This is a genomic window from Paraburkholderia unamae (assembly GCF_003268775.1).
GTDB lineage: Bacteria > Pseudomonadota > Gammaproteobacteria > Burkholderiales > Burkholderiaceae > Paraburkholderia > Paraburkholderia unamae.
The window spans coordinates 194,561-219,023 of the sequence record NZ_QLSU01000003.1; the positions used below are offsets into that span (position 1 = coordinate 194,561).

The 24,463-nt window shown below is 66.6% G+C and carries 18 protein-coding genes; 8 read left to right on the plus strand and 10 right to left on the minus strand.

Going from position 1 to position 24,463, the window contains the following annotated elements; genetic code table 11:
- Nucleotide 1 precedes the first annotated feature (1 nt).
- Entirely contained in the window at nt 2-595 is a 594-nt protein-coding gene (locus tag C7401_RS06075; RefSeq protein ID WP_112170455.1) for a putative pterin-binding protein, read from the minus strand.
- A 125-nt stretch (nt 596-720) separates the two neighbouring features.
- Here C7401_RS06075 and C7401_RS06080 point away from each other — a divergent pair, with 125 nt between their 5' ends.
- Entirely contained in the window at nt 721-1,839 is a 1,119-nt protein-coding gene (locus C7401_RS06080) for a patatin-like phospholipase family protein (RefSeq protein ID WP_112170456.1), read from the plus strand.
- A 106-nt stretch (nt 1,840-1,945) separates the two neighbouring features.
- On the opposite strand, the gene C7401_RS06085 is transcribed toward C7401_RS06080, so the two are convergent.
- From C7401_RS06085 to C7401_RS06095, 3 genes are all read right to left on the minus strand, one after another.
- Nucleotides 1,946-3,190, minus strand: a complete 1,245-nt coding sequence (locus C7401_RS06085) for an NAD(P)/FAD-dependent oxidoreductase (protein WP_112170457.1) — start codon at nt 3,188-3,190, stop codon at nt 1,946-1,948.
- A gap of 91 nt (nt 3,191-3,281) precedes the next feature.
- Entirely contained in the window at nt 3,282-3,605 is a 324-nt protein-coding gene (locus tag C7401_RS06090; protein WP_112170458.1) for a non-heme iron oxygenase ferredoxin subunit, read from the minus strand.
- A 41-nt stretch (nt 3,606-3,646) separates the two neighbouring features.
- Nucleotides 3,647-4,705 carry a fatty acid desaturase gene (locus C7401_RS06095; protein WP_112170459.1) on the minus strand — a complete coding sequence of 353 codons (1,059 nt, stop codon included), beginning with the start codon at nt 4,703-4,705 and terminating at the stop codon, nt 3,647-3,649.
- Nucleotides 4,706-4,954: 249 nt separating this feature from the next.
- Between C7401_RS06095 and C7401_RS06100 the strand changes: the two genes are divergently transcribed.
- Nucleotides 4,955-5,998: a LacI family DNA-binding transcriptional regulator gene (locus C7401_RS06100; protein ID WP_112170460.1), complete on the plus strand. Its 1,044-nt coding sequence runs from the start codon at nt 4,955-4,957 to the stop codon at nt 5,996-5,998.
- Between the two features lie 33 nt (nt 5,999-6,031).
- Here C7401_RS06100 and C7401_RS06105 read toward each other — a convergent pair whose 3' ends face one another.
- Entirely contained in the window at nt 6,032-6,760 is a 729-nt protein-coding gene (locus C7401_RS06105; protein ID WP_112170461.1) for a FadR/GntR family transcriptional regulator, read from the minus strand.
- Between the two features lie 270 nt (nt 6,761-7,030).
- On the opposite strand from C7401_RS06105, the gene uxuA reads away from it, so the two are divergent.
- The 5 genes from uxuA (at nt 7,031) to C7401_RS06135 (ending at nt 13,171) form a co-directional block, all read left to right on the plus strand.
- Entirely contained in the window at nt 7,031-8,071 is a 1,041-nt protein-coding gene (gene uxuA, locus C7401_RS06110) for a mannonate dehydratase (RefSeq protein ID WP_181565503.1), read from the plus strand.
- Between the two features lie 123 nt (nt 8,072-8,194).
- A complete protein-coding gene (locus tag C7401_RS06115; RefSeq protein ID WP_112170462.1) occupies nt 8,195-9,544 on the plus strand; it encodes an MFS transporter in 1,350 nt (449 codons plus the stop codon).
- Between the two features lie 147 nt (nt 9,545-9,691).
- Nucleotides 9,692-10,483 (plus strand): DeoR/GlpR family DNA-binding transcription regulator, encoded by a 792-nt coding sequence (locus C7401_RS06120; protein ID WP_112170463.1) that lies wholly within the window; start codon nt 9,692-9,694, stop codon nt 10,481-10,483.
- Complete coding sequence (locus C7401_RS44860) at nt 10,480-11,691, plus strand: MFS transporter (RefSeq protein WP_258396909.1); 1,212 nt, start codon at nt 10,480-10,482, stop codon at nt 11,689-11,691. The genes C7401_RS06120 and C7401_RS44860 overlap by 4 nt, the downstream gene beginning before the upstream one ends.
- 169 nt (nt 11,692-11,860) lie before the next feature.
- Entirely contained in the window at nt 11,861-13,171 is a 1,311-nt protein-coding gene (locus C7401_RS06135) for an MFS transporter (RefSeq protein WP_112170465.1), read from the plus strand.
- Between the two features lie 20 nt (nt 13,172-13,191).
- Here the strand turns inward: C7401_RS06135 and C7401_RS06140 are convergent, their stop codons facing one another.
- Both C7401_RS06140 and C7401_RS06145 read right to left on the minus strand, forming a co-directional pair.
- On the minus strand, nt 13,192-14,286 hold the full coding sequence (locus tag C7401_RS06140) for a lactonase family protein (RefSeq protein ID WP_112170466.1): 1,095 nt from the start codon (nt 14,284-14,286) through the stop codon (nt 13,192-13,194).
- A gap of 52 nt (nt 14,287-14,338) precedes the next feature.
- Nucleotides 14,339-15,898: a methyl-accepting chemotaxis protein gene (locus C7401_RS06145; protein ID WP_112170467.1), complete on the minus strand. Its 1,560-nt coding sequence runs from the start codon at nt 15,896-15,898 to the stop codon at nt 14,339-14,341.
- Between the two features lie 420 nt (nt 15,899-16,318).
- Between C7401_RS06145 and C7401_RS06150 the strand changes: the two genes are divergently transcribed.
- Entirely contained in the window at nt 16,319-17,665 is a 1,347-nt protein-coding gene (locus tag C7401_RS06150; RefSeq protein WP_112170468.1) for an MFS transporter, read from the plus strand.
- 2 nt (nt 17,666-17,667) lie between these two features.
- Here C7401_RS06150 and C7401_RS06155 read toward each other — a convergent pair whose 3' ends face one another.
- The 3 genes from C7401_RS06155 to C7401_RS06165 form a co-directional block, all read right to left on the minus strand.
- Nucleotides 17,668-18,894, minus strand: coding sequence for an MFS transporter (locus C7401_RS06155; RefSeq protein ID WP_112170469.1), 1,227 nt, complete (start codon nt 18,892-18,894; stop codon nt 17,668-17,670).
- Between the two features lie 14 nt (nt 18,895-18,908).
- A complete protein-coding gene (locus C7401_RS06160) occupies nt 18,909-19,361 on the minus strand; it encodes a MarR family winged helix-turn-helix transcriptional regulator (RefSeq protein ID WP_112170470.1) in 453 nt (150 codons plus the stop codon).
- Nucleotides 19,362-19,464: 103 nt separating this feature from the next.
- Entirely contained in the window at nt 19,465-24,306 is a 4,842-nt protein-coding gene (locus C7401_RS06165) for an NAD-glutamate dehydrogenase (RefSeq protein ID WP_112170471.1), read from the minus strand.
- Nucleotides 24,307-24,463 lie beyond the last annotated feature (157 nt).

Genomic DNA, 24,463 nt, shown 5'->3' on the forward strand with positions numbered 1-24,463 from the left:
CTCAAGCTTCGCTCACCTGCACGTGATAGACCGCCCACGGGCACGACACGAAACGTTCCTTGAGCGGCTTGCTCGCGAGTTCGGGAATGCGGTCGGCGTCGTAGACGGCCCATAGCGGCCCCAGCCCGCCAAGCGGCATTGGCTTGCCGTCCAGATGCGTGGCCACGATGAAGCGGTACGCACGCACGGTGTCGAGCGGCACCATCACCGCGTAGCCGTCGATGGCGCGCAGCATGATCTTCGTCGCGCCCGCGTCGGGCGCGCCAACGCCTTGAAGCACTTCACTCAGTAGCGGACCCGACAGCGTGTGCGGCTGCGCGTCGTATTCGAGCGTGGGGCGGATCGTGACGGCGGGCAGGCTCGCAAGCGATTGAAAGCTGTGCGTGTACGCTTCGGGAAACGTCACGAGTTGCTTGTGGAACAACTGGTCGAGCGCCGGATCGGTTGCACCGCGATTGTGCCGCTTAATGGCGCCGGATATCGTCAGGATCGCGGGCGCCGCCGCGCATGCGCCGTTCGTTTCGCGTTTGGCCGCGAATGCCGATGACGCCGCCCCGAGCGCAACGGCGGTGGTGAGGAAATGACGCTTGTTCATGCTGGGTTGCCTTTTTCTCTTTGGATAATAGTAAGCAGTAAGCGCAAGCCATGAGCGCCCTACAATGATGAAACCGGATAGCGCCCGGTGTGTAGCGTCGGCAGAACCCATGAGCGAGACAATCAATGACAGCGAAGCGGCCGGCACGCCTGGAATTGCCAGGGCAAATCGTACTCGTTTTGCAGGGCGGCGGCGCGCTGGGCGCCTATCAACTCGGCGTCTACGAGGCGCTGGACGAAGCCGGCATTCACGTGGACTGGGTGATCGGCACCTCCATCGGCGCGATCAACGCCGCGCTGATCGCAGGCAATCCACCGGAGCGCCGTTCTGAACGGCTCGCCGAATTCTGGCATCGCGTGAGCGATCGCACGCGGCTCGACGTGGCGGCCGCGTGGCCCGGCTGGGACAAGACGTTTGCAAAACTCATGATCATCGGTGGCGGCATCGAGGGATTCTTCCAGCCCAATCCGGCCTCTTGGTTCGGACCGCTCGCGCACTTCGGCGTGGATCGCGCGTCGTACTACATGATCGCGCCGCTGCGCGAAACGCTCATGTCACTGGTCGATTTCGACCGGCTGAACGCGGGGCATCCGCGCCTCACGGTGGGCGCCGTGAACGCGCGCAGCGGCGCGATGCGTTACTTCGATACGCGCGAGCAGCGCCTCGATGTGGCGCACATCATGAGTTCGGGCGCGCTGCCGCCGGCCTTCCCGGCGGTGCGTATCGAAGGCGAGCCGTACTGGGACGGCGGCATCTACTCCAATACGCCGGTCGAGGTCGTGCTCGACGACAAGCCGCGCAATAGCTCGGTGATTTTCTCGGTGCAGGTGTGGAACCCGGCCGGCCCCGAACCGGACAGCATCTGGCAAATTTCGGAGCGGCAAAAGGACATTCAGTACGCGAGCCGAACCGACAGCCATATCGCGCGCCAACAGCAGATCCACCGGTTGCGCCACGTGATCCGCGAACTAGTGAAGCGCCTGCCCGAAGCGGAGCGCGCCACGGCCGAAGTGCAGGACCTGGCCGCGTGGGGCTGCCAGACCACCATGCGGCTCATCAAACTCGCGGCGCCGCGGCTCGATGGCGACGACCAGTTGAAGGACATCGACTTCACGCCCTCCGGCATCGCCGCGCGCAGGCGCGCGGGCTACGAGGCCGCCATGCGCGCGATCGCCGCGCGCCCGTGGGAAGCGCCGATGGACCCGATAGAAGGCCTGAGCGTCTACAACGCCGACGAAGCGTAAAAAGAAAACGATATGAGCACGTGCGGCTCATATCGTCCCACTCCAGCCACAGTGGAAAAAGCCGGCGGGTGGAGTCGCCGGCCGAGCAGAGCGATTCGGCGCGTCGTCAAACTTGCTGCGCGAGCAGCGCCTTGAGCTTCGTCGCGCGGTCGGCAAGGCATGCGGGATCGATGCGCGCGCGCCGCGCGATCAACGCCTGGGCGATGCGCACGTCGCGCGCGATCTCGCCCGTTTGCCCGACGCCGCTTGCGCCCACCAGCTCGCCTTCGCCGTTCAGCGCGAAGAACACCTTCGAGGCCGCGCCCGTCTCGCGCACGACCGTGGTTGTGCCGAACGCGGGCAGACCCGCGATCTGGATCGTCATATCGTATTGATCGGACCAGAACCACGGCACCGCGCTGTGCGTCTCGTCATGACCGAGCATGTTGAGCGCGGCGGTGCGCGCCTGGTCCTCGGCATTGCGCCAGCATTCGAGGCGCATGCGCCGCCCATACAGCGGATGCACGAACGAGCACACATCGCCCGCCGCGTAGATATCCGCATCGCTCGTGCGCAGCGTGGGATCGACGGCAATGCCGTTGTCGATTTCGAGCCCCGCCTCCTGCGCGAGCGCCACGCGCGGCGCGACGCCCACGCCGACCACGGCCGCATCGCACGGCACGACGCTCCCATCGGCGAGCACGACGGCGCGCACGCGCCCTTCGCCTTCGAAGCGCTCGACCTGCACGTTCAGGCGCACGTCCACGCCCCGCTCACGATGGTGCGCCACGAGGCATTGCGCCACCTCCGCCGGCACGGCACGCATCAACGCACGCGGCGCGGCTTCGAGCACGACGACCTCGCAGCCGCGCTGCACCGCCGAAGCCGCGACTTCCAGTCCGATGAAGCCCGCGCCGATCACCGCAATGCGGCGTCCCGGCGCGAATTCGGCTGCGATCTCAAGCGCGTCGCCGGCATTGCGCAGCATGTGCACGCCCGCGAGATCCGCGCCGGGTACCTGCATGCGGCGCGGCTGCGCACCCGTCGCGATCAGCAGACGCCGGTAAGCGAGCGTTTCGCCATTCGCAAGCGTGACCGTGTGTGCGGCGCGATCGATCGCCTTCGCCTGGCAGCCGCTGCGCAAATCGACGCCCTGCTCGCGGTAGAACGCCTCGCCGTGTATCGCGCCTTGCGCGGGCGTGCGCTCGCCCAGCAAGACCGCCTTGGAAAGCGGCGGCCGTTCGTAAGGCAGTTCGGCTTCTTCCGCTATGAGCGTGATCGCGCCTGCCCAGCCGCCTTCGCGCAACACCTGCACGGCGCGTGCGCCGCACTGGCCGCCGCCCACCACCACCATCGCTTCGCCCGGTTTCATGCTCACTCCTTGCGCGCCTTGAGGAAGGGAACGTTCACGGCTGTCTCCTGTGTCGCTTCGTTATGTCACGCGCCAAACCTTGCTGGCCGACTTACTGCGATGCGAGACCGATATAGATCGCGCCGCCCTCGACCTTGACCGGATGCGTGGCGAGATTCACGCACACCGGCGCGCCTTTGGCCGCACCCGAGGGAATGTGAAAGCGCCCCATATGCATGGGACATTCGATGATGTCGCCAAACACGAGGCCTTGCGCGAGGCGCGCCGTTTCGTGCGTGCACACGCCTGCGGAAGCGTAGTAGCCCGTGGGCGTGTGATAGATCGCGTAAAGCTCGCCTTCGTGCTCGAACTCCATCACGTCCTCTTCCTCCAGCTCGTCGCTCGCGCACACTTCGTGCCATTGAAGAATGTTCATGGTTGCCTCCTCTTTTGCATATTGATCAGTTTTCCGAACGATTACTGTGCATCGACTGCGAAAGCATGCGCGTCGGCACGCTCGCTCGCCACGTTCGCCGTCTTGCCGGGCACCGCCGGCGTCATCATGAATTCCGGATCGTGGCGCTGCATGCGCAGCACGTGCAGGATTTCGCCCCACGCATCGAGCAGTCCGTCATAAGCGGGTGGCAAATCGGCTTCGATCGCCTTGCGCAGTTTGGGCAGCGCATGGAACGGCACATTGGGGAACATGTGATGCTCAATGTGATAGTTCATGTTCCAGTAGAGGAATTGCAGCACGGGATTCAGACGCAGCGTGCGCGTGGAGAAGCGATGATCGAGTTCGTTTTCGCGCAGGCCCGTGTGCTGCGTGATGGCGAGCAGTTCGTGAAGCCACGCGCCGTAGGCACGCGGCAGCAACAGGAACACCACGGGCAGCCAGCTATGCGCGACGATCGCCCACGCGCCCACGGCCACATACAGCGCGAGTATCACGCGCGAATTGCGGCGCATCGCCCGATACTCGACCACGGGCACGACCGCCTTCGCGCTCGTCGACACGATGCCGACGCTATGCAGCACGATATTGCCGAGATGGTGAATGCCATGCGAGACACGCAGAAAATCGGTGGCCAGCTTGAGGTAACTGGGAGGGCGCTTGACGGCGATTTCGGCGTCGGCGGGAACGCTGGCCGTGAGGTGCGTATAGGTGTGATGCTGCGCGTGCGACCAGCGGCTGTACACCTGCTCGCGCCACGTCATGAAGCAGATGACCCAGTGCACCGTCTCGTTGAGCCATTCGCTCCTGAACGGCGTGCGATGGCGCAACTCATGCTCCATTGCTTCGGCGAACGCGTAGATCGTGCCGTAGAGCAGGAAAGCCGGGCTGCACCAGAGCGTGCCCAGCGCCAACCAGGCGAGCGCGCCGCTGCCGAGCACGAGCGCCATGAAGCCGCCGAAATACAGCAAGGCGACCCGGTCGTTGCGCCGCGTGACCTCCTTGAGCACCTTGCGCTCGAGCGGACTCCGGTACCAGTCGTCCATGGTGATGACCGGCGGCAAGCCTTGCTGTGCGGACATGAATCGAACTCCCGTGCATGACGTTGAACGGTGGATGAGCCGGTTTGCTTGCGCTCATCTGTGAGTCGAATTACATGCTCCAAATGAGCCAAGGTCAAAGACTAAAATGACTCATATTGAGTCTTAAAGGGTTTTTACCTGGATGAAATCGATCTCCACGTGGAGATTTATATTATCTAAGTTTGATAATCGACTCATTTTGAGGCAAAATGAGTCCGCAGCTTTGCATCCACCGGCAGCGGAGACGCCATGAAAGGCCGCCCCACCCTCAAGCAGTTAATGGAGCTCACGCAGTTGAGCCGCGCGACCATCGACCGCGCGCTCAATGACCGGCCGGGCGTCCATCCGCGCACGCGCACCGCCGTGGAAGCCGCGCTGCGGCAACTGGGCATGGGCGAAGGCGAGGCGCTGTCCGCCGCGCCGCATGCGCGCTCCCAATCGCAAAAGCAGACGCTGCGCGTGCGCCTGCTGCTGCAAGCCGGCGACGCCTTCACCGAAGAACTCACGCGCACGGCGGCAAGCCTCGAAGCCGAGTTCGGCGCGGCGGGCGTGCAGGTGCAGGTGGTCAACTGCGTGGGGGCGAACGACGAAGCGGTCGCACAGCGCGTGCGCGAAGCATCGCAAGCGGCCGACGCCATCGGCATCGTCTGCACGAACACGCCGCCCATTACGGCGGCGCTGCGCGAGTGCATGGCGCGCGGACTCGCGGTGGCGACGCTCATCACCGACGTCGACGCCGACGCGCGCCACACCTACGTGGGCGTGAACAACCGCGCAGCGGGCCAGGCCGCGGCGTTCCTGGTGGGCAGGCATCTGGAGGGGCGGCCCTCGCCATCGGTCGCCGTGGTCGTCGCGACGTTCTCGTACACGTGCCATGAAGATCGCGAGATCGGCTTTCGCTCGCTCCTGCGCCAGCGCTTTCCGCACGTGAATCTGGTCGAGGTGATCAAGGGCGCCGATTCGGGCGCGGCCACTTACGAAGCCACGCGGCGCTGCATGGAACTGCACGGCGCGCTCGACGGCATCTACAACGTGGCGGGCGGCAACGAAGGGCTCGCTGCGGCGCTGCGCGAGCGCGCTCTCGCGGGCCGCACGCTCTATGTGACCCATGAGGTGAACAGCGTGACCGAACCGCTGTTGCGCGCGGACGTGATCGACTATCTGCTTTCGCAGGACCTGCGCCTGCTGCTGCGCACGGCCGTCGAGCAGATGCGCAACGCGTTTGAAGGCGCGGCTTCACCCGCGCAGGCGCTCGTGCCAATCGAAACGTATTCGCGCTATTCGTTGTACTAAGTCATGCCGGGCTTGCGCAGCGCAAGCGGGCCGCTATCTCCAGGCCTGCGTAAACTCGCCGATCACACGCGCGAGATGCGCCTGCATCGCCTCGCGCGCGCCTTGCGCGTCGCGCGCCATGATCGCCGAGAAAATGCGCTGATGGTCCTCCTGCGAGGCCGCGCGCAATCCCGGCGTATGAAAGTGCTCCTCGATCTTCTTCCATAGCGGGTCGCTGCGCGAGCCGTCCCACATCGCCGCGACCATGTGCCGGAGCACCGCGTTGCCCGTTGCCTCGGCAATGCCCAGGTGGAACTCGCGGTCGGCGGATTCGTTGGCCGCCTTGTCGTCCATGTTCTCGCGCATGGCGCGCAAGGCCGCGAACAACCGGTCGAGATCGGCGTCCTTGCGCTCGGTCGCGGCAAGCGCGGCAATCTCGGCTTCGATCAGCGCACGCGCGCGCAACGTCTCGATCGGGCCCGGACCGCGCGGCAGTTCGAACGTCGCGGCGGGCGCTTCGCGAGCCTCGGTCACGTAAATACCCGAGCCCACGCGCACCTCCACCGCGCCGCGCACCTCCAGCGCAATGATCGCCTCGCGCACCTGCGTGCGGCTCACCGCGAAGCGCTCCGCCAGCGTGCGCTCCGAAGGCAGGCGCGCACCCGGGCCGAAATCGCCCGATGCAATCAGTTCGTAGATCTGCTTCGCCAGCCCGACATAGGAACGGTCGGCCGCGTCCGCCTCGGCGGCACGGTTGGCGGGCGTAGATGAGACTTCGGCCATCCAGTTGCTCTCGATGAATTGCTAAAGGCCGGCATGGCCTGAAACGCTCAAAATGGTACACCAGTTTGCCCCACGGGCGAATTGCGCCCGCTTCACGTGGCACAAAAACCGCGTCCGAGCTATATGACAAGGCTCTCCAGCCTCTCTAACCACTGGTAAACCACTATCCCCTCTAACTGGTTGACCAATCATAATCTGGCCGACCAGACGGCACACGGCCCGCGCCAGGCGCGGCCACGCCGTCATCGACGCTTGAAGAAGGAGTCCGCTGTGAAGATGTCTTTCCGTTGGTATGGCGAGTCCGATCCGGTCTCGTTGCAGTACATCCGCCAGATCCCCGGCGTGACGCAAATCGTCTCGGCCGTCTACGACGAGCCGGTGGGCGAGGTCTGGCCCGAGCACAAGATCGCCGCGCTCAAGGCGACCATCGAAGCCGCGGGCCTGCGCTTCGAGGTGGTGGAGTCGGTACCGGTGCACGAGGACATCAAACTCGGCAAGCCCTCGCGCGATCGCCTGATCGCCAACTATCAGCAGACGATCCGCCATCTCGCGGCGGCGGGCATCCGCGTGATCTGCTACAACTTCATGCCCGTGTTCGACTGGACCCGCACCGAACTCGCCAAGACGCTCGAAGACGGTTCCACCTGCCTCGCCTTCAGCGTGGACGAAGTCGAGCGCATCGATCCGGCCAAGGGCATTTCGCTGCCGGGCTGGGATTCGAGCTACCGGCCCGAGCAACTGCAAGCGCTGCTCGCCGAATACCGCGACGTGGACGAGGCCGGGCTTTGGGCCAACCTCGAATATTTTCTGAAAGCGATCGTGCCCGTGGCCGCCGAATGCGGCGTCAAGATGGCGATCCATCCCGACGATCCGCCGCGCCCCATCTTCGGGCTGCCGCGCATCGTGAAGAACCGCGACGACCTCGCGCGCATCGTGAAGATCGTCGACGATCCGGCCAACGGTCTCACGCTCTGCTCGGGCTCGCTCGGCGCAGGCCCGCAGAACAACGTGGAAGCGCTCGTGCGCGAGTTCGGCGGCATGGGGCGCATTCATTTCGCGCATATCCGCAACGTGAAGATCACGCCCGAAGGCGATTTTGAGGAGTCCGCACATCTTTCGAGTTGCGGCTCGCTCGACATCGCCGCCATCGTGAAGGCCTATCACGACACGGGTTTCACGGGCTACGTGCGCCCCGACCACGGCCGCATGATCTGGGGCGAGACGGGCAAGCCCGGCTATGGCCTGTACGATCGCGCGCTCGGCGCGGTCTACCTGAACGGCCTGTGGGAAGCGATGGACAAGCTGGCCTGACGGTTTGAATCCCGTGCGCGGTTGAACCGTAAAACCGGACCGCGCACACGAAACCTGCACGAACAAGAGCGCCCGCCCCACGAAGCGAGCGCACCGGCAACCCCAGCGAAGCGGAGACCTTCGATGCCAAAAATCCGATGGGCGATGATCTTTATGTGTTTCCTCGCCAACGTCATCAATTTCGTCGATCGCGCGAACCTCGCGATCGCGGCCCCGAGCATCCGCGCGGATCTCGGCCTCGACGCCGTGGGCATGGGCCTCGTGCTGAGCGCGTTCTTCTGGACCTACGCGTTCCTGCAACTGCCCGCGGGCTGGTTCATCGACAAGGTGGGCGTGCGCGTGGCGCTGGCGCTCGCGGTGGGCTGGTGGTCCGTGTTCACGATCGCCACGGGCGCGGCGCGCGGCCTCGCGCAACTCGTGGGCATGCGCCTGATGCTGGGCGTGGGCGAAGCCGCGGCGATTCCCTCGTTCGCGAAGGTCGCGTTCAACTGGTTTCCGCGCAGCGAGCGCGGCCTAGCCAGCAGCATCTTCGACAGCGGCTCGCGCGTGGGCTCCGCGCTCTCGCTGCCGCTCGTCGCGTGGCTCATCTCGCTCATCGGCTGGCGCGGCTCGTTTGCCGTGACGGGGAGCCTGGGCGTCATCTGGGCGCTTGCCTGGTGGTTCATCTATCGCGACCCGGAACGCTACCGCGCAATCGCGCCGCAAGCCGTCGATGCGCTGCTCGCCCAACGCGGCGCCGCACCCGCAGCAAGCGCCGGCGCTTCAGTCAACAACCCGGCCAACGACCCAACCGACGCCGACGCGCCGCGCGTGTCGTGGCTCGACCTGTTCCGCTACCGCACGGTGTGGGGCATGATGATCGGCCTCTTCTGCCTGAACTTCGCGATCTACTTCTTCATCACCTGGTTTCCCAGCTACCTGCTGCAATCGCGCGGCTTCTCGCTCGCTTCGCTGGGCACGCTCGGCATGCTGCCTGCGCTGCTCGCCATTCCCGGCGGCTGGCTCGGCGGCTGGGTCTCGGACAGCCTCTTCAAGCGCGGCTGGAGCGCCACGGCGGCGCGCAAAACCTGCCTCGTGGGCGGCATGCTCGCTTCGTCGTCGATTGCGCTTTCCGCGCTCGTTCACGACGTCGGCCTGTGCCTCGCGCTGTTCTCGCTCTCGTATGCAGGCCTCTCGTTCGCGGGCGCCAACGTCTGGACGCTGGTGGGCGAAGTCGCGCCCACGCCCGCGCACGTGGCCTCGCTGGGCGGCATCCAGAATTTCGCGGGCAATCTCGCGGGCATCTTCATCACCACCTTCACCGGCGTGATGCTCTCGATCACGCAAGGCTCGTTCGTCGTACCGCTCGTGGCCGCGGGCGTGCTGTGCGTGGTCGGTGCGTTGTCCTATCTGTTTCTCGTGGGCAAGGTCGAGCCGCTGCCGGCGCTCGGTGCGGCGCACGCCGCGAGAAGCGACCGCGCCAGCGCCATGTGACCACTGTGCGACGCCCATGTGCCGGCATGGGCGCGGCCTTCCGGCCCCGATACCGGCCACGGATTCCGGCAGTTGCATGCATCGCCCGTTTACGCTACTTTATGCTCGTTTTTGATCGATTGAGCCGACCAGCGGGAGCGAGCCAGCATGCAACGAACACGCCAGGAAGCCTTGGAAGGCCTGCTTCCCGATGAACGCGAGCGCCTGATTCTCGAAAAGCTGCGCGCCGAGGGCCGCGTGATCGCGGCCGAACTCGCCGCGCAGTTCGAGACGTCCGAACACACTATCCGCCGCCATTTGCGCGACCTCGCCGAGGCGGGGCATTGCAAACGCGTGTACGGCGGCGCGCTGCTCACCTCGCCCGCCAACAAGCCCGCCTCCGTGCGCATGCGCGAACAGGTGGACGCCAAGGCGCGCCTCGCGCGCGCCGCGGCGGCGCTCGTGCAGCCCAACCAGGTGATCCTGCTCGACGCGGGCTCGACCAATGTGGAAATCGCGGCGGCGCTGCCCGAGCATGCGGGCCTCACGGTCGTCACGACTTCGCCGCAAGCCTGCGTGCGCCTGCTGGAGCGGCCCGGCATCGACGTAATCCTGATCGGCGGGCGCGTGAGCGCGCAGGCGGCCGGTTCGATGGGTGCGACGGCGCTCGTGCAAATCCAGCAGATCAAGGCCGACCTGTGTTTTCTCGGCGCCTGCGCGCTCGATCCTTCCGAAGGCATCGCCGCCTTCGATGCTGAGGATGCCGAACTGAAGCGTGCGATGGTCGCGGCAAGCGGACAAATCGCGGCGGCCGTCACCACCGAAAAGCTGATGACGTCCGCGCCGTTCGTCATCGCGCCCTGCGCCGCGCTCGACTATCTGGTGGTCGACGCCGACGTGCCCAAACCGCATCTGAAGCAACTGAAAGCCGCCTGCGGCGACGTGACGGTCGCGCGATGAAATCCGTACGCGAACGCTACGCCACCAAGGCCGTCTTTCTCGCCAACGGCTTCGGCATTGGCGCGTGGGCCGTCGAGGTGCCGCGCGTGAAAGACAAGCTGCTGCTCGGCGATTCGATGCTGGGCGTCGCCCTCTTCGCCTTTGCGCTCGGCGCCATCATCGCCATGCCGCTGGCCGGGCGGCTCGCGCCGAGGTTCGGCAGCGGCCGCGCAACCGCGCTGCTCGGCGTGCTGTTCGTCGCCGCGTTTCCCTTGCCCGCGCTCGCACCGAACGCGCCGCTGTTGTGCGCGGCGCTGCTGCTGCTCGGCGCGATCAACGGCGCGCTCGACGTCTCCATGAACGGCCACGCCAGCGCCATCGAAGCGACATGGGGCGCGCCGATCATGTCGTCGTTCCATGCGGCGTGGAGCGCGGGCGGCCTCGCGGGGGCGGCCTTCGGCACGCTGTTGCAGCGCGCGGGCTTCGGCGTGCTGAGCGGCCTCGCGCTGCCCGATCTGCCTATCGCCGCGCTGATCGTGGGCGCGGCGTGGCTCTCGCTGCGCGACGTGGGCGAGCGGCCCGCCGCCGCGCCGGGCGGCTTCGCGCTACCGCGCGCGGGTGTCATGAAGCTCGCCGCGCTCGCGTTCCTGTGCATGATGGCCGAGGGCGCGATTGCGGACTGGAGCGCCGTATTCCTGCGCGCCGCGCTGCCGTCGCATGCGGATAGCGCGGGCATTGGCTACACGGCGTTCGCCTTCGCCATGGCGGCGTGCCGCATGGTCGGCGACGCGTTCGTGAAGCGTCTGGGCGCGGTGCGCGTGGTCGCGCTGGGCGGGCTGCTTTCGGCGGCGGGGCTCACCGCCGTGCTCGCCGCGCCCGCGCGCAGTACGGCGGTGATTGGCTTTATCTACGTGGGCATCGGGCTCGCCAATGTCGTGCCGGTGATCTTCAGCGCCGCCGGGCGCACGACGAATCCGCCCGTCACGGGCGTGTCGATGGCCGCGACCGCCGGTTATGCGGGCTTTCTGGTGGGGCCGCCGTTGATCGGCTTTGGCGCGGGTGTGGTCGGCTTGCCGCTCGCGCTCGGCGTGCTAGTGATCGCCACGCTTGCGGTGGGTTTCGCGGGCAGTCGGGCGGTGCGTGACGTGGATGTTTCGCGCCACGCGCATGCGTCGCGTTCGCAAAGTCACCGCAACGCGCGCGACGCCAATCGTATCGAAGCCGATTGATACGCATGCATGATACCCATGCTGATTCGCATGCCGCCGCGAAAATGCGGCGTGGCGAATTTCACCACAAGATCCGGATAGCCCCGCCCAGGCGCGCTCCGTAGACTCGGTCCCGAAGCTCCAACCCACGCATCCGGCGCACGCCGGATCGATCTTCGGGATATCTGCAATGAGAGGCACACCAGGAAACGCGCAAGCGCCCGCCAACGCGCAGCGAGTCATCGTCAATCTTTCGCACGCGAGTCTCGCGGCGCAATTCAGCGAGCAGATGGCCATCGCGGTCATTCCGATCGTGGCGGTCGTGGCACTCGGCGCTTCGGCCCAACAGTCCGCCACGTTGCAGGCCGTCAACACGCTGCCGTTCCTGCTGCTCTCGCTGCCCGCCGGGCTCGTCGCCGATCGCAGCCGGCGCAAGCCGCTCATGATCGCGACCGAACTGCTGCGCGCCGCCGCCCTTTTCGTGTTGTTCGCGCTGTTTCATGCGCGCGTGCTTTCGCTCGTCACGTTAGGCACGCTGGGCTTTGCCATCGCCACCGGCACCGTCGTGTTCAGCGTCGCCGCGCCTTCGCTGGTCGCGGCCATGGTCGAAACGGGCGACTTGCTCACGGCCAACCGGCGGCTCGAAATCGCGCGCAGCATCGCCTATACGGCAGGCCCGGCCGTGGGCGGCGTATTCGCGGGCTGGGCCTCGGGCGTATTCGCGTTTCTCGCGGCGTTCGCCTTGTCGCTCGCGAGCGCGTGGTGTCTCGCGCGCCTGCCCGCCGAAACGCCACGCCCGCGAGCGCGGCGCGCGCTCGTGCACGAACTCTTCGACGGCGTGCAGTTCATCGCGCGCAGCACGCATTTGCGGCCTATCGTGGCCACCGCCTTCGTGTTCAATACCTCGTGGTATTTGCTGCTCGCGGTCTTCGCCTGGTACGCGATACACCGGCTCGCGTTCGCGCCGTCGGCCGTGGGCGTGGCGCTCGGCGTGTATGGCTTCGGCATGGTGGGCGGCGCGTTTCTCTACCAGGCCATCGCGAAGCGACTCGTATTCGGCCGGCAAATTCTGCTCGGGCCGATGAGCGCCGCGCTCGCCTCGGTGCTCATGGCCAGCACGGTTTTCACGCATTCGCGCGCGACCGTGTTTCTTGCGTTCTTCCTGTTCGGCTTCGGACCGATCGTCTGGACCATCTCGACCACGGCGTTGCGCCAGGTCGTCACGCCGCGCGATCTGATCGCGCGCGTTTCCTCGGTCATCATGATGGCGACGTTTGGCGCCCGCCCGCTGGGCGCGATGCTCGGCGCGTTCCTGAGCACGCGCTTCGGCATGACGAGCTGCCTCGTGGGCGCCGCATGCGGCTTCGCCGCGCAGCTTGCGATCATCGTGCTCTCGGCGCCCGCGCGGCTGCGCTCGATCGAAAGCCTGGAAGCGGCGCGAGCCGGGCAGCGCGACGCCGCATCGGCGATGCGCCTCGCGACCGGGAACCGGCAAGAGTAAGGCGGCCGAAGCCGCCTGTGTTACTCGTTCGAACCGTTGAAGTCCACCACTTCGATCCAGTTCGCGCCCTTGCCCACCGGGTACTTGCCGATCTCATGCAGCGCGCCGCTCTTTGCGTCGATGCGGTAGGCGCTCAGCGTGGGCGAAAGCTGGCCCACGGCGAACAGATACTGGCCCGAGGGGTCGATGTTGAAGCCGCGCGGCTGCTTTTCCGTGGCGTAAGTCCCGATACGCGTGAGCTTGCCCGTTTCCTGGTTCACGCGATACGCGCCCAGCGTGCTCGACGTGCGCTCGGAAATGTACAGATGGCGGCCGTCGGGCGTGAGATGCACATCGGCGCCCCACGGCTTGTCGCCGGAAAAGCCCGCGGGCAGGATCGAAACGGTCTGCACCGGCTTGACGGTGTCGGTGGCCGCGTTGAACGCGAGCACGTGCAGTTTGCCGTCGAGTTCGTCGATCAGATACACGAAGCGCTGGTCCGCCGAAAACTGGAAGTGGCGCGGGCCGGAGCCCTTGGGCGGCGAATAGGCGGGCTGCGCGTCTTCGGTCAGCGCGCCCGTGGAGGCGTCGAACTTCAGGCGCAGCCAGGCGTCCGCGCCGAGCACCGAGGCGAACGCGTAACGGTTGTCCGCCGAGGTGCGAATGGCGTGCGCCATCGGGCCCGTCTTCACGGTCTGCTGCACGTCGCCCGCCACGCCGTTTTCGCCGATGCGGTTCACGGCCAGCAGGTTGCCGCCATACGAAGCGGAGAACAGATAGCGGCCCGTGCCGTCGGTGGAGACATACGCCATGCTTTCGGCGAGCGGTGCGCGGCCGAGTTCGACAAGGCGGCCGTCCAGCGGATTGATCGCGAAGCTCACCACGCTATACGGCTTCGAGCGCAGCGCCGCATACAGACGGTGATGGTCGGGCGAGAGCGCCATCGGCATGACCGTGCCGCCCACGGGCACGGTTTCCACGGCCGCGAGCGCGCCGCTTTGCGCATCGAGGCGCAACACCGAGATGTCCTGGCTATCGGCGTTCGACACGTACACGTACGTCGCCGCATGCACGGCCACCGATGCCGCGAGCCCAAAAACCGCACCGACCACGCTGCGCAGGATTGTCTTCTTCATGTATTCCCTTCTGATTCGTTAGTTATATTAAGTGTTATCGAATTGCACGGCTTCAGGCGATCGCACCCACGCGAAACACCGAAACGGCTTCCTTCATCGATTGCGCCTGATGCTCCAGCGCGCTCGCGGCGGCGGCGGCCTGCTCCACGAGCGCCGCGTTCTGCTGCGTGACCTGATCCATCTGGCTCACGGCCATGCCCACCTGCTGGATGCCCGTGCTTTGCTCGGCGGTGGCCGTGGTGATCTCGGTCATGATGGTGGCGACGTTGCGCACCGCACCCACGATCTCGTTCATCGCCTCGCCCGCCTGCGCCACCAGCGCATTGCCGTTGCGCACGTCCTCGATCGAGGCGCCGATCAGCTCCTTGATCTCGCGCGCCGCGCCCGCGCTGCGTTGCGCGAGCGTGCGCACCTCGCCCGCCACCACGGCGAAGCCGCGTCCCTGTTCGCCCGCGCGCGCCGATTCCACAGCCGCGTTGAGCGCGAGAATGTTGGTCTGGAACGCGATGCTGTCGATCATGCTCGTGATCTCGGCGATCTTCTGCGAGCTCGCGCTGATGTCGTGCATGGTCTGCACGGCGCGCCCCACCACGTCGCCGCCGCGCTGCGCGAGATCGGCCGCGCCCGTTGCGAGCGAGCTGGCCTGCGAGGCGTTCGACGCGTTCTGTTTCACCGTGGAGGTCAGTTCCTCCATGCTGGCCGCCGTTTCTTCGAGCGAGGCCGATTGCTCCTCCGTGCGGCTCGACAGGTCGAGATTGCCCGCCGCGATCTCGCGCGCGGCCACGTGGATCGCGTCGCAACTGTCGCGCACGCCCGCCACGGTGCGCGAGAGCCCAGCCTGCATGCGGCGCATCGCGGCGAACAGCAGGCCGATTTCGTTGCGGCCCGCTTCGGGCACGCGCACCGTGAGATCGTTCGAGGCGATGCGATCGAGCACGGCCGCCGCTTCGGCAAGCGGCCGCGAAACGATGCGCTGCAAGGCGAAATACGTGGCGACGATCAGGCCCAGCGCGAGCGCAAGGCCCACGCCCACGAGCGTCATGATCGCGGCGTAGCGCGCGTTGCCCTCTTCGAGCGTCGCTTCGGCCAGCTGGTTGGCGAGCTTCTGGAACTTCTCGACGTTCACCGAGTACGCCGCGCCCGCGTTGGTCACGTCGCGGTCGTTGACCGCGACGTAGGCCGCGGTGTCGCCGCCGCGCAATGCATCGGTGGCGCGCGTGAGCACGCCGGCGAGCTGCGCCGCCGAGTCGATCAACTGGCGCTTGAGGTCCGCATCCATGCCCTCGAACGCGGGCGCGTTGGCGAAAGCCTGCGTCTCGCTCGCCGAAAGCTCGAAGCTGTGGCTCGCGCTTTGCAGCGCGGAATCGCGCGTGGCCGTGTCGTTGCGCTCCTTGAGCGCGCTATAGGCGCGCACCAGCGCCGAGCGCGTGCGCGTGGTGTCCTTGTAGGCGTCGTTCACCAGGATGGTCTGGCGTGCGATTTCGTGCAGCCGCTGGGCGTTGGCGTTCGCCTGTCTGAGCGAGAGCACGCCCGCGAGACCGCCGATCAGGATCATCACCCCAAAAATCACCAGCACCGCTAGCAGGCTGGCTCGTACCGTCGTGTTGCGCATGTTGCTTCAATCCCCGGTTTTCATGGTGTTCTTCTTTACGGCTCGAACGCCGGAGTCTTGAGGGTGTGCGTTTCATGTTGTCCAACAACTTGGCGCATCATCCCACGGCAATACGGTTATCCTGAAATTCGAGTTTACCCTGAGGGTGGCTCGGATCGCGCACAGCCCGGTTGCCTCGGGCTCCGGCGCGTTGTACGATTGCCTCTGACAACCGGCCATGATGTCAAACAACTTTCCGACAACTGGCCGACCATGCGGCGCACGAAGGCCGCGAACGGAACGCGCTTCGGGCGCGTTCCCGCGCAGGTAAATGCGGCGCGCACCCGGCGCGCCGTCTGGAGACAGCAGATACGGGCCGCCGCCTCGTTCGCGAGCGCGGGCCCGTGTCTCGCGCACGTTAGACGTTAGAGGCCGATCCACATGTCGTTGAGCCGCACCGCCACGCAATCCGATGTCGCGAAGCGCACCCGGGTGCGTTATCTGATCCTCTCGCTGATCTTCATCATCACCACGCTCAACTACGCGGACCGCGCCACGCTCTCGGTCACGGGCTCGGCCATGCGCGCCGAATTCGGCCTCGACGCGATCCGCATGGGCTATATCTTCTCGGCCTTCAGTTGGGCCTATGTGCTTTCGCAGATCCCCGCGGGCTGGGTGCTCGACCGTTTCGGCGCGCGCCGCGTGTACGCGGGCAGCATCTTCCTGTGGTCGCTATTCACGTTGCTGCAAAGCTCGATCGGCCTGCTCGGCGGCGCGGGCGCCGCGATTGCGGGCCTCTTTGCGCTGCGCTTCGCGATGGGCGCGGCCGAAGCGCCCGCATTCCCCGCCAACGCGAAAGTGGTGGCAAGCTGGTTCCCGGCGAAGGAGCGCGGCACGGCCTCGGCCATCTTCAATTCGGCGCAGTATTTCGCGGCCGTGGTGTTCACGCCGCTCATGGCGTGGCTCACGCACGCGTATGGCTGGCATCACGTGTATATCGTGATGGGGATCGGCGGCCTGCTGCTCGCCTGCGTGTGGGTGCGCTTCATGAAGTATCCCGCCGACCATCCGGGCGTGAATCGCCAGGAGCTCGACTATATCGAGGAAGGCGGCGGCATCGTGAACGGGCACCAGCGTTCGCCGCGCGGCGAGCGCAAGGGCGCGAACTGGGCGGTGATTCGTCAACTGCTCAGCAACCGCATGCTCGTGGGCGTGTATCTCGCGCAGTACTGCATCAACGTGCTCACGTACTTCTTCCTCACGTGGTTTCCCATCTACCTCGTGCAGGCGCGCCACATGACCATCCTGAAGGCGGGTCTCGTCGCCTCGCTGCCCGCCATCTGCGGCTTTCTCGGCGGCGTGCTCGGCGGCATCGCTTCGGACGCGCTCATCCGTTCGGGCCGCTCGCTCACGGTGGCGCGCAAGGTGCCCATCGTCGGCGGCATGGTGCTGTCGTCGTGCATCATCGGCTGCAACTACGTGAACAGCGACTGGCTCGTGGTGGCGCTCATGTCGCTCGCGTTCTTCGGCAAGGGGCTGGGCGCGCTGGGCTGGGCCGTGATCGCCGACACCGCGCCGCGCGAAGCCATCGGCCTCTCGGGCTCGATCTTCAACATGTTCGGCAATGTGGCCGGCATCGTCACGCCGATCGTGATCGGCTATCTCGTGGCGACCACGGGCTCGTTCAACGGCGCGCTCGCCTTCGTTGGCGTCAACGCCATCGTCACGGTGATCAGCTATCTCGTGATCGTGAAGGACATCAAGCGCGTGGAGTTGAAAAGCGCCTGAACTCAGGGCGTTTCATGCTCGCGGCGAGCAAGCGTGCGCGCCGCGACGACAGCCGCCGCGAACCCCGAAGCCGCGCCGACCAGCAGGGCACAGCGCGGCCCCCAATGGTCGGCCACCCACCCCACCACGGGCGCGCCGAGCGGCGTGCCGCCCAGCGCCACGGCGAGGCGTATCGCCAGCACGCGCCCGCGCATGCCGGGTTCCGTGGAAAGCTGCATGAGGCTGTTGGTCTCCGTGGTGAACGTGAGCGCCGCGATGCCGATCACCACGAGCGCGCCGCCAAACCACCAGTAGCCGGGCGCGACGGCCGCCAGCACGCAGCCCACGCCGAACGCCGCCGCCGCGAACAGCAGCGACGTGAAACGCGGGTGGCTGCGGCCCGCGCCGAAGAACGCGCCGCTCATGGTGCCCACGGCCATCAATGAAGAGAGGAGTCCGTAGCGTCCCGCGTCGGCATGGAACACGCTCACGGCCATGGTCGAGATGAAGATCGGGAAATTCAGCCCGAAAGTGCCGATCAGGAACAGCATGATGAGGATGGACTTCAGGTCCGGGCGCGACCACACATAGCGAAACCCGGCGGAAATGCCGCCCTTGGCGGGCTGCTTGAGGCGCGCCGCGCGCAACTCGCCCACGCGCAGCCGCGTGAGCGAGATCAGCACGGCGACGAACGACAGCCCGTTGAGCAGAAAGGCCCAGCCCACCCCCACCGAAGCGATGACGATGCCCGCCACGGCCGGCCCGATCATGCGCGCCGCGTTGAACGAGGTGGAGTTGAGCGCGACGGCGTTGGACAGATCGGCGTCGCCCACCAGTTCGGAAACGAAGGTTTGCCGCACCGGCGAATCGAAGGCGGTCGTGCAGCCGAACAGGAACGCGAATACATAGACGTGCCAGAGCTGCACGAGCCCCGTAGCCGTAAGCACGCCGAGCCCGATGGAGAGCGCGCCGAGCAAGGCCTGCGTGATCATGAGCAGCTTGCGCTGGTCGAAATGATCGGCGGCGAAGCCCGACCACGGCATGAACAGCATTTGCGGGCCGAACTGCAAGCCCATGACGATGCCCACCGCCGCCGCGCTGTGATGCGTGAGGCCCGTGAGCACGAGCCAGTCCTGCGCCGTGCGCTGCATCCACGTGCCGACGTTCGAGACGAGCGCACCGGCCGCCCACACACGATAGTTGTAGCTCTTGAGCGAGCGGAAGTACCCGGAAGAAGCTGGAGCGCCCATGCGGTTGCCTCGCCTCAGTCGGCCACGAGCCGCTTGAGCAGCTCGACGGCGGCGGCGAGCTGCTGTTGCTCCGCGCCGGTGAGGCGCGCCTCGATCGTGCGCGAGAGCCAGTCCTGGCGCGCGGCGCGCCCCTCCTTGAGCCAGTCGCGGAACGCCTGGGTGAGCGACCAGAGGGTCTGTCGGCCGTCGCTGGGGTCGGCCGCGCCGCTGATGTGGCCCGCCGCTTCGAGCGGCGCGATCAGCGTGCCCATGGACTGCGGGCGCATGCCCTCCGCGCGCGCGAGGCTCGACACCGTGGCCGGGCCTTCACGTTCCAGGCGCAGCAGCACGGCGATCTGCGACGGCGTGAATTCTCCGAGGATGGCCTGCTCGCGAAAGCGCCGGCGCAATTGCGCGACCAGCGCGCGCAGGTCGCCGGCGAGCCCGGCGGCCAGTTCGGAGGGTGGCGTGTGAGGATGATCGGTCATGAACGCAATCCGGGAGATATGAAGGTAATCTTTGCAGTTTACCTTCATATCTCCCGGATTGCACGCGCTGGCGCTTGCATCCCGCAAAGCGGGACGCCGGTCTTCAGGCCCTTTCCAGGGCCGCCATCGCCCTCACGATCACGAGCAGCACCGAAAGGCTCGCGCCGCTCGAAGCGCGCAACTCCGTCAGCAGTTGACCATAGCGCTCCAGTGCGGCCTCGTGCTGGCCGCACCAGGTGTCGACGAGCGCTTGCGCGTCCGCCGTGTCGCCGTCCTGGGCCAGCACGCTCGTCGTGAGCGCGCGCTTGAGGCGCGCCACTTCCGCCAGCGCCGCCGCGCGCGCCATGGTGTCCCAGTGCGTGGGCGTGGGCAGCGCCGCCGCGCGCTCGCTGATCCAGCCGTAGTTCAGCCGCGTGCCCAAGGCGAAGTAGACCGCCGCGACCCGTTCGAGCGGCAGATCGCGCGCGGCCGCCACATCGGCGATATCGAGCAGCGACACCGAGATTTCGCCGCTCGCCACACGCACCGCGAGCGCGCTTTCCACGCCCGAGTTCACGAGTTCGCCCTGACGCGCCGAAAGCGCTTCGAGATCCGGCTCGGGCAACAGCGCCGGCAACTGCGGCGCGAGACGCTGCGCCGCGTCGCGGCAGCGCGCGAGCAGCGAACTCACGCCGACCGCATCGACGGCGCCCGCCTGCAAGTGCCGCAGGAACCACAGCGCCGCGCGTTCGAGCAGGCGCGCGACGTCCACGAACATGCGCGCCTGCACGTCGTCGGGCGCGCGGTTGTCGAGCGCGTCGATGGCGCGCCAGATGTCGTTCAGATCAAACACGTCGCGCGCCATCATGCAGGCGCGCACGATCTCGCCCGGCTGCGCGTCGGTTTCCTCCATCAGACGATGGACGAACGCGCAGCCCACGCGATTCACCAGCGCATTCGTGAGGTGCGTGGCCAGAATCTCGCGGCGCAGCGGATGCCGATGCATCGGCTCGCTGAAGCGCTGTTGCAGCGGCTGCGGGAAATAGTCGATCAGCAGGCCGGCCACGAGCGGATCTTCGGGCACGTCCGAGTCGAGCAGCGCGTCGTAGAGCCACATCTTGCTGTAGGCGAGCAGCACGGCGCGCTCAGGTGAGGTGAGGCCGAGCTTCGCGGCCTGACGTTCGGCCACTTCCTCGTCGGTCGGCAGGAATTCAATCACGCGGTTAAGCCGCCCCGCGCGTTCGAGCCAGCGCATGAGGCGCGCTTCGGCGTCGAGCAGCGGCTCGGCGTAGCGGCCCGCGATCGAGAGCGCCTGAGTCTGGTAGTAGTTGTCGCTCAGCACCAGCAGCCCGACTTCGTCGGTCATTTCCGCGAGCAAGGTGTTGCGCTGCTTCGTCGTCATCTCGCCGTCGGCCACCACGAGACCCAGCAGGATCTTGATGTTCACTTCGTGGTCCGAACAATCCACGCCTGCCGAGTTGTCGATTGCGTCGGTGTTGATGTGGCCGCCGTGCTGGGCGAATTCGATGCGCCCGAGTTGCGTCACGCCCAGATTGCCGCCCTCGCCCACCACCTTGCAGCGCAGGTCCGAACCGTTCACGCGCACCGCGTCGTTGGCGCGGTCGCCCACTTGCGCGTGCGTTTCGCGCGCCGCCTTCACGTACGTGCCGATGCCGCCGTTGTAGAGCAGATCGACCGGCGCGTGCAGGATCGCGCGGATCAACTCGGTCGGCGTGAGCGCCGACGCCTCGATGCCGAGCGCCGCCTGCACCGCGGCCGAAATCGGAATCGTCTTCACGGTGCGCGCGAACACGCCGCCGCCCGCCGAAATCGCGGCGGGGTCGTAGTCGGCCCAACTGGAGCGCTCCAGCGCGAACAGGCGCGTGCGCTCCGCGAGGCTCGCGGCGGTATCGGGATTCGGGTCGAGGAAGATATGCCGGTGATCGAACGCGGCGAGCAGCTTGATATGCGGCGAGAGCAGCATGCCGTTGCCGAACACGTCGCCCGACATGTCGCCAACGCCGACCACGGTAAAGTCGGTGGCCTGCGTGTCCACGCCCATTTCGCGGAAGTGCCGCTTGACCGACTCCCACGCGCCGCGCGCCGTGATCGCCATCTTCTTGTGGTCGTAGCCCACCGAGCCGCCCGACGCGAACGCGTCGTCCAGCCAGAAGCCGTATTCGGCCGAAATGGCGTTCGCGTAGTCGGAGAACGTGGCCGTGCCCTTGTCGGCGGCCACCACGAGGTAGGGATCGTCGGGATCGTGGCGCACCACGTCGGGCGGCGGCACGATCGCGTTGTTCACGAGATTGTCGGTGAGATCGAGCAGGCCGCGCAGGAAAGTCTGGTAGCACGCCACGCCCTCGCGCATCCACGTCTCGCGGTCGCCCGGAGGCGGCGGATTCTTCACGACGAAGCCGCCCTTCGAGCCCACCGGCACGATCACGACATTCTTCACCATCTGCGCTTTCATGAGGCCGAGCACTTCCGTGCGGAAGTCCTCGCGGCGGTCCGACCAGCGCAGGCCGCCGCGCGCGACACGGCCGCCGCGCAGGTGCACACCTTCCACGCGCGGCGAGTACACCCAGATCTCGAACATCGGTTTCGGTTCGGGCAGGCCCGGCACTTTCGACGGATCGAACTTGAACGAGAGCGCGGGGCGCTCCCCGCCGTTCGCGTCGCGGCGGAAGTAGTTCGTGCGCACAGTCGCCTTGATCACGCCGAGGAACTGGCGCAGGATGCGGTCCTCATCGAGATTCGGCACCTGGTCGAGTGCGCTTTCGATGGCCTTGAGCATGAGCGACGTGCGCTCCTCGCGCGCCTGCGTATCATGCGGATCGAAACGGACTACGAACAATTCCACGAGTTGTCGCGCAATGGCCGGATTGCCGGTGAGCGCGCGCTCGATATAGGCGTCGCTGAAGGTCGAGCCCACCTGGCGCAGATACTTCGCATAGGCGCGCAGGATGGTGACTTCACGCGCGCTCAGGTACGCGCGCAGCACGAGCCGGTTGAAGTCGTCGTTCTCGATGCGCGCGGTCCAGACGCCTTCGAACGCGTCTTCGAACAGCGCCTTCACGCGCTCGATGTCGAATTCGGCGTCGTCGGCGAGTTCAAGGCCGAAGTCGTGGACCCATGCGGGCGCGCAGGACGGCGTTTCGATCACGTACGGGCGTTCCTCGTCCACGCGCACGCCGAGATGTTCGAGCATGGGCAGGCTGCGCGAAAGCGCGATCGCCTCGCCCGCGCAGTACACCTTGAAGCGGAAGGTGCGCGCCCCGGCCTCGATGGGCCGGTACAGATTCATGGCGATGCGCCCCGTGCCCTGCACCCGCTCGATCAACTCGATATCGCGCACCGCCGTGCGCGCCGGATAGTCGTCGCGATAGCCGGCCGGGAACGAGTCGGCGTAGCGATGCAGCAGGCGCGTGCCCTGCTCCTCGCCGAAGGCGTCGAGCAGCGCGTCGGCGAGATCGTCCTGCCAGCGCCGCGTGACCTGCACGAGCCGCGCCTCCAGCTCGCGCGTGTCGACCTCGGGCATCGTGCCCGGTTCGGCGTGCACCACGAAATGAATGCGCGCGATGGCCGACTCCGAAAGCAGCGGCGTGAACTCCACGGAAACGCCGTTGAACGCCTCCACCAGCAGCCTGGCGATGCGCCGCCGCAAGTCGGTGTTGTACTTGTCGCGCGAGACATACACGAGGCACGACACGAAGCGGTTGAAACGGTCGCGCCGCACGAAAAGGCGCGTGCGCTGATGCTCCTGCAAGCGCAGCACGCCGAGCGCGATGTCGAACAGCTCGTCCTCGCTCGCCTGAAGCAGCTCGTCGCGCGGATAGGTCTCCAGCACCGTCACCAGCGACTTGCCGAGATGTCCCTTGGGCAGAAAGCCCGCGCGCCGCACGATGTTCGCGCATTTGCGCCGCACGATCGGAATGTCGGCGGCGGGCACCATATACGCGGTCGAGGTGTAGAGCCCGACGAAGCGGCGCTCGCCGCACACCTTGCCGTCCGCGCCGACCAGCTTCACGCCCACGTAGTCGAGATAGCCCGGCCGGTGCACCGTGGCGCGCGAATTGGCCTTGGTGATGAAGATGGGCCATGCGCCGCCGATGATTTCCTCGGCGGCGGCCGGCAGCGGCGTGACATCGGGCGTGCCCGGTGCGCGCAGCGATTCGCGCAGGATGCCGAGCCCCGAGCCTTCCACGCCGCGCAGCGCGTGGCCGCCGTCGTGCGCGACGAGCGCGTAGTCGCGCTGGCCGAGGAAGGTGAAATGGTCGGCCACCATCCATTCGAGAAACGCGCGCGCCTCGATGTCCTCGGCGCTCGCCTCGCGCGCTTTCATGTTCTTGATGGTGGTGCGCGCGACCTCCAGAATCTTCGGCCAGTCTTCCACCGAAGCGCGCACGTCGCCGAGCACCTTGGCGATATCGCTGCGCAAAGTTTCGAGTTTTGCTGCATCGCCGCAGCGGTCCACCTCGAAATGGATGAACGAGGCGAGTTGCGACTGCCCGTCGTCGGCGCTCGCCACGCCTTCCTCCACGCGCTCGATCGCGCCCTCCTTGCCGCGCCAGATCCGGAACACCGGGTGCATGGCCGAGTGCAGCGCGAGCCCGAGCCGGTTGACGGCCATGGAGACCGAATCGACGAGGAACGGCATGTCGTCGTTGACGATCTCGATGACCGTGTGGTCCGAGTGCCAGCCGTGCTGTTCGAGGATCGGGTTGTAGACCTGCATGCGCTCGCTGCCCGGCACGAAGCGCTGCGCGGTGCGCCAGTGCGCCATGGCGGCGCCGTAGAGGTCGGCGATGCTGCGGCTGCGCAGGTCTTCCGCGTCAACGAAATCGTAGTAATGCCGCAGGAAGGGTTCGACGATCCGGAAGGTCGGCTCGGGCAGGCGCGCCCGCGCGAATTCCGTGACGTCGGAGAGCAGATGGGCAACGAATTCTTCGTTTCTCGCTAGCATGACGGACTCCTTGAGGGGTAGCCATCGACTGCATCGGCGGTTCGAATATTATGCACCGGCAAGATGATCGAACGATGAATACTTGCCCGCTGCGCTGCACAGTGTGTGCGGTGCAGCGCCTGCTTGCAAGGTCGCGAAAACCCGCTGAGTGAACGAC